This window comes from Methylobacterium sp. EM32, assembly GCF_040593685.1.
Lineage (GTDB): Bacteria > Pseudomonadota > Alphaproteobacteria > Rhizobiales > Beijerinckiaceae > Methylobacterium.
Genome location: NZ_JBEXZS010000109.1, coordinates 21,886 through 28,271 on the forward strand (window position 1 = coordinate 21,886; position 6,386 = coordinate 28,271).

Genomic DNA, 6,386 nt, shown 5'->3' on the forward strand with positions numbered 1-6,386 from the left:
AAGATGCCGACTTACTGAACCGTCTCGACCCCGGTGAGGCGAAGCTTGAGTGACGGCCTGGCCGGCGACAGCGCGCATCACGACGCCGAAGAGCGAAGGAGTGGGCGTCCTCCCAGGGCGAACTCCGCACCGCCCGGCGTGGGCTGCTGTGTCAAAAGAAGGGCCGCCGTCAGGCGGCCCTTCGCTGGATCGGCAGGATCCCGGGGCGTCTCGCCCGGGCTCCGGCACCTCTCAGCGGACGGCCGAAGGGGTCTGGTCCAGGCCGGAGAACGCCTTACCGGCCTCCTCGATCGCCCGGACCGAGCCCTCGGCGATGACCCGGCTGTCCTGCACCATGTGCTGCAACCCCTCGCGGACCAGCTCGCTCTGGATCGCCGTGAAATCCTGCACCGACGACGCGCGCGTCAGACGGGTCAAGCCGTCGATGTTGCGCTGCCACTGCTTCTGGCCCAGTTCGAACCAGTTGCGGGACGCATCCTGCACCGCCTGGGTCAGGACCGTGCCGCAACGCGTGACCGCCTCGATGTTCTGCTGGGACTGACGGGCAAGGCGCTCGCTGTCCTGCCCGGTGAAGCCGAGGACGCGCGTGAACCGATCGGCAGCCTCCCGGGCCTGCTGGGATGCGGTGTCGACGTTCTTCTGCACGATGTGCTTGGCATCGTCGGACGCTTTTGCGCCGAGATCGGCTATCTTGCTCATGCCGTCACGAGCCGCCTCGGTGAATTGAGTGCCCTGCTCGCTGGTCTTGCTCATGCTTGCCTTGACGGCGTCGGTGAGCTTGTCGGTCTGCTCAGCGTGCTTGTTCGACGTGGCGCTCTGATTGATGCCCATGGGAATTTCCTCGTTGTTTCGTGGAGGTGCACCGGAAGAACCACCGCACCCGCCCGGCGCATCGGCTGGGGGCTGCGAACTTCGATGGTTTTTTGCTGCACTGCATCCATATCGGTGCGAATTGGCCAGCTTCAAGTGCGGCGCATCATAATTAAACTACCGTTTTCGTCCGTAAAAAGCATCAAGATCCATAGTTTAGATGTAAGTGCATGGTTGCGTTGCACAATCTCGTATCAGCCGCGACGATTCCGGAGCTGATGGTCCTGGTCCGTCTCATTCGTCACGAAAACCTTCGATCGATCGGCCTGCGCCGGCCTGGAAGCGGCGGGATCGGCCTGGGAGGGGAGCCCGGCCGTGCGTCCCATCTTCCGGTCGAGGGCGAGCAGGACCGGGGTGACCATGATGCCGTGCATCAGGATGGAGATCAGCATCGTCAGGCCGGCCGTCGCCCAGAGCAGGTCCGTTTGCTCGAACGGGGCATGGCCGATGGCGAAGGACAGGTAGTAGACCGTGCCCAGCCCGCGGATTCCGAAGAAGCTGACGACCGCCCGCTCCTCGCTGCGTCGGGCGCTGCCCAGCAGGCTGATCCAGCCGCTCAGCGGACGGACGACCAGGAGCGCCAGCAGGGCGAACGCGACGGCCGGCCAGGTCAGGGCGTGCAGGAGCCCCCCGCCGACGAGGACGGCGCCGAACCCGACCAGCAGCACCATCATCAGGATGCGCTCAAGTTCCTCGGCATAGTCGTGCATCGTGCGGTGGTAGTCGTGCCCCCGGTTCGAGGCACGAAGGGCGAGGGCGGCGGCGAACACGCCGATGAAGCCGTAGCCGTCGACTGCCTGGACGCCGCCATAGGCGATGCAGGTGATGCCGAGCGCCACGAAGCCGTCGCCGGTGCGGGACAGCTTCGAGACGTTCGGAAGATGGAAGGTCAGCCAGCCGAGCCCCCGGCCGATGACTGCGCCGAGCACGAAGCCGACGACGATCTTCCACACCACGTCGACCGCCAGCCAATGCGACCAGGACAGGCCGGCGAGGCCTCCGGTTCCCGCCATGGCGATGGCGAGGTTCACGAACGGAAAGGCAAGCCCGTCGTTGAGGCCCGCCTCGGAGGTCAGTGCGAAGCGCGGCTCGTCCTCGTGCTCTTCGGCAGGGTGACCCACCTGAACGTCCGAGGCGAGCACCGGATCGGTCGGGGCCAGCGACGAGGCGAGGAGCAGGGCCGCGGCGCCTCCGAGCCCGAGCAGGGCCGATCCCAGGAGAGCGAGCGCCAGGATGGTGAGAGGCATGCCGACCGCGAGCAGGCGCCATGTCACGGCCCAGCGCTTCCAGCCGATCATGCGGTCGATCTTCAGGCCGGCGCCCATCAGCGAGATGACCACCACGGCCTCGGTGGCGTGCTCGATGAGCTTGAGGTGCAGGCTCGGATGGGGCGTCAGGTCGTAGAGCGTCGGAACGGCCGACAGGGCGGCACCGATGCCGACACAGCAGATGGGGAGCGAGAGAGGCAACCGGCGCAGCACCATCGGCAGCCACGCCGTCAGCAGCACCATGACGCCGAACCCGGCGACGACGACGATGTAGATGTCCATTGGTAGCCGAACGACGTCCTCTGTCGCCTCGTTCCTGGTCGCGTCGTCTCTGCGACTTTGAGAGCATCGGTGATCAGGTGGCCCTGCCGGCCGCGGAACAAGGCCTGGCCCTAGAAGGGATCGCGCGCCAGATGGTCCTGAACGAGGGCGGCCAGTCCGTCGAAGCCCTTGCGCATGTCAGTGTGCCCGGTGGCCAGCCAGACGCCCGAGCCGGACGGGACGGGGATCATCGACCGAGCAGCGCGGCGATCGCGCCCTGAGGAGCGTCAGGTCCGCCCCGGTTGCGGCCCGCACCCGATGCCCGCCGGCCAACTCGATCTCGACCAGACCCGACCCGGCCGGCACGTCGGCTGTCGCCGTAGCTGGAGGTGGCAGGGCGAGCGGGATGTAGTTCGATGGGGCAGCCGCAGCCGAGGTCCGGTGCTCGGCCAGCACGACGCGCCGCCATCGGAACAGCAAGCTGGAGTGCAGACCGTGCCGGCGGTCTACCTCCGAGGCGGTCGTGCCCGGATCGTCCGCCTCAGCCAGGATGGCGCGCTTCTGCTCGGGCGACCAGACTTGGCACGTGCCCGCGACAACGACACGAGGAGAGTTATTCATAGGTCCAGAGACAAGGCCGATACAACGCCATCTGACGTCAGACATTGTATCAAAAGAAAGTTACTACAGGCACAAGGCAGCCGCCACCGAGAGCTTACCTTGAAGGCTATCGCTAAATTCTGGATATGCGGCGCCGATCGTGTCCCAGGGCGTGGTGTAGCTGGGTGTGGTCCACCACGATGACCGGCCGGGCCGGACTGGTCAGACTGCGAGGTTTGGCAGGCTGACGAGTGGATCATCGCCGATTGGGGCGATGCTTTCCAGGGTCATGTATCGGCAACGCTGCACGGCCCACTCGTCGTTTTGCTCCAGCAGGATCGCGCCGACGAGCCGGCGGATCGAGGGCTCGTCGGGGAAGATGCCGACGACCTCGGTGCGGCGCTTGATCTCGCCGTTGAGGCGCTCCAACGGGTTGGTCGAGTGCAGCTTGGCACGATGGGCGGCAGGGAAGCCCATGGAGGCCAGGACGTCGGTCTCGGCCGTGTCCATGAGGGCTGCCAACTTCGGGACCTTGGGCCGGAGTTGATCGGCCACCCGCCGCCATTGCTGGCGGGCCGCTTCGGCGTCCTCCTGGGCGAAGGCGGTGGCGATGAAGGCCGAGACGACGCGCCGGCCCGAGCGGCCGGCATGGGCCAGGACGTTGCGCATGAAGTGCACCCGGCATCTCTGCCAGGAGGCTGTCATCACCTTGGCGACCGAGGCCTTGATGCCCTCGTGCGCGTCGGAGATCACCAGCTTGACCCCGCGCAGGCCGCGCCGGGCCAACTTGCGCAGGAACTCGGTCCAGAAGGTCTCGGCCTCGGACGGACCGATGTCGAGCCCCAACACCTCGCGCCGCCCATCCGTGTTGACGCCCACGGCCACGATGACGGCGACCGAGACGATACGGTGGTTCTGGCGCACCTTCACGTAGGTCGCATCGATCCAGAGATAGGGCCACTCGCCCTCGATCGGCCTCTCCAGGAAGGCGTTCACCCGCTCGTCGATCTCCTGGCACAGCCGGCTGACCTGGCTCTTGGAGATGCCCGTCCCGCCCAAGGCCTGGACCAGATCGTCGACCGCGCGGGTCGAGATGCCCTGGATGTAGGCCTCCTGGATCACCGCCGTGAGTGCCTTCTCGGTCATCCGGCGCGGTTCCAGGAAGCTCGGAAAGTAGCTGCCCTTCCTCAACTTCGGGATGCGCAGCTCGACCGTGCCGGCCCGCGTCTGCCAGTCCCGGTCACGGTACCCGTTGCGCTGCGCCAGTCGCTCCGGGGTCTTCTCGCCGTGGGCCGCGCCGGTCAGGCCGCCCACCTCCAGTTCCATCAGGCGCTGCGCGGCAAAGCCGATCATCTCGCGCAGCACGTCCGCGTCCGCACTCTTCTCAGCCAGCGCCCGCAGGCTCATAACGGCATCGGTCATCGGGGGTCTCCCGGGTTCGGGGTTGGTGGCTCACAACCCGATCCTAACCCGTCACCGCCGATGGCCACCCCCGCGAGAGATCCCGCCTGCTACAGCGCTGTGGAGGGCGCGCAGGCGGGCTCTCCCGCTTCCGTTCAGCTACACCACTCCAAGGGACACGACCTGCGGCGCCTTCAATCGCGACTGCCAAGTTGCCGCATGAGCGACCTAAATGGGGTCAAGCAAACATCGCTCAATGAAATCCGCACTAGTCCGCAGTCACCGCGCCTATGTCCGTTCTCGAGATCGAACCAGACCTTCGAAGTTCGCGAGATTGATGTCGGCATGTGGCGCAGAGCCGAACGGACCGAGGTGTGGCCTCCGACATCATGCGGGTGGTTCGGTCGACGCCGCCGAAGAACTGCGCAGGATCCATGCCCCTGCTTCGCCGCAACATCGTCATGGCCTTGTGGGTGGCGGCTGGATACCTGCCAGGGCAGGGGAGGGGGCCGATGACGATGAGGGGGTCCGGTAGACAGTGACCCTATGCAGACCTGGCGGCTGGCCTGATGAGACGTCTGCTCCGAGCGGAGAAGCGGACCTCCCCGGGGCGGTCACGACATCAGCAGGTACGGGCACATTAGCGACCTCGTAGCGCTCATCCGAAGGACGTGCGAGGTTCTTGGTGCCCGCACGACCGTTCAAGTCGGACAAGCCCATTCGGTCCTTCAGTCGCGTGAAGTTCCGTCGAGCACCCATGGGCTCTCATCGCGCGTGTACCGCCGTCGCCGAGACATACCGCCATTTCTCGGCGGAGGTCGCTCGCGTATGGCGCGGCGCCTGAGTGCCCGCCAGGCGAGGCGGCCTTATCGGGTCGCCCCGTCTCTCCAGCGAAGGACCTCGATCAGGCTTCGCATCGCCGGGCTAACTTGCCGGTCCGGGTAGTAGAGGTGGCAGCCAGGGAACGGTGGGCACCAAGAATCGAGTACCTGAACCAGCCGGCCGGCCGCGATGTCGTCGGCGAACTCGTCCTCCAGCATGTAGCCGAGCCCGGCCGCGGCCCTGACGGCGGCCGCCGCGAGGTTCCCGTCGTTCACGATCAACTGCCCGCTGGCGCGGACCCGAACCTCCCGGCTGTCGCGGGCGAACTCCCACGGCAGCAAGCCACCTCTGCCGACCAGGCGGTAGTTCACGCAGCGATGCACCTCCAAGTCGGCCGGCGTGTCCGGTCGCGGGTGGCGCGCGAAGTAGTCCGGGGTCCCGACCACAACCGTGCGCAGGTCGGGCCCGACGCGCACCGCGACCATGTCCCGCTCGACCGTTTCGCCGAACCGGATGCCGGCGTCGAACCCCGCCGCCACGATGTCGGTCAGCCGGTCGTCAACGATCACCTCCACCGAGACGGCCGGGTGGTCGATGAGGAAGCGGGGCAGCCTCGGTTGGAGGATGGTCCGGGCGGCGTAGGGGAACGTCGTCAGGCGCAAGCTGCCCGACGGCTCGCCCCGCCAGTCGGCCAGCGCGTCGAGGCCCCGGGCAACCTCATCGAGGGCGGGGGCGACGGAGCGCAGCAGCCGCTCGCCGGCAGGGGTCGGGGCGACGCTGCGCGTGGTGCGGGCGAGAAGCCGCACACCGTATCGCTCCTCCAGTGCCCGCACGGTGTGGCTGAGGGCGGAGGCCGACAGTCCCATCTCGGCCGCCGCCCGGGTGAAGCTGCGATGGCGCGCCACCGCCGCGAAGGCCGCCAAATCGTCGAGTGTGCCGCGTCGCATTCCTGAGCCATGCTCATAAGCCCTTGCCGAGTATAGCGGCTAATCGCGGCGCCGGTCGCGGATTACCTCTCGCGCTTCAACAGAGAGGCGCGACGATGGACCTGACGCAGTATCGGACCGTGGGACGCTCGGGCTTGGCGGTGAGTCCGCTCGCCCTCGGCACCATGACCTTCGGCGCGGGCCGGTGGGGCTGCGACGCGACCGCTGCGGGCGCGAT

Annotated in this window: 6 protein-coding genes; all 6 read right to left on the reverse strand. The window is 67.2% G+C overall.

The window, feature by feature from the left end; genetic code table 11:
* Positions 1-231: 231 nt before the first annotated feature.
* Positions 232-831, reverse strand: a complete 600-nt coding sequence (locus ABZT49_RS15480) for a phasin family protein (protein ID WP_355286901.1) — start codon at positions 829-831, stop codon at positions 232-234.
* A 233-nt stretch (positions 832-1,064) separates the two neighbouring features.
* Positions 1,065-2,420: a cation:proton antiporter gene (locus ABZT49_RS15485; protein ID WP_355286902.1), complete on the reverse strand. Its 1,356-nt coding sequence runs from the start codon at positions 2,418-2,420 to the stop codon at positions 1,065-1,067.
* 110 nt (positions 2,421-2,530) lie between these two features.
* Positions 2,531-2,650: an IS66 family insertion sequence element accessory protein TnpB gene (gene tnpB / locus ABZT49_RS15490; RefSeq protein WP_093570998.1), complete on the reverse strand. Its 120-nt coding sequence runs from the start codon at positions 2,648-2,650 to the stop codon at positions 2,531-2,533.
* Positions 2,598-3,065 (reverse strand): IS66-like element accessory protein TnpA, encoded by a 468-nt coding sequence (gene tnpA, locus ABZT49_RS15495; protein ID WP_355286903.1) that lies wholly within the window; start codon positions 3,063-3,065, stop codon positions 2,598-2,600. The genes tnpB and tnpA overlap by 53 nt, the downstream gene beginning before the upstream one ends.
* A gap of 156 nt (positions 3,066-3,221) precedes the next feature.
* On the reverse strand, positions 3,222-4,421 hold the full coding sequence (locus ABZT49_RS15500; RefSeq protein ID WP_355286904.1) for an IS256 family transposase: 1,200 nt from the start codon (positions 4,419-4,421) through the stop codon (positions 3,222-3,224).
* An 845-nt stretch (positions 4,422-5,266) separates the two neighbouring features.
* On the reverse strand, positions 5,267-6,169 hold the full coding sequence (locus tag ABZT49_RS15505; RefSeq protein ID WP_093571000.1) for a LysR family transcriptional regulator: 903 nt from the start codon (positions 6,167-6,169) through the stop codon (positions 5,267-5,269).
* Between the last annotated feature and the right edge of the window lie 217 nt (positions 6,170-6,386).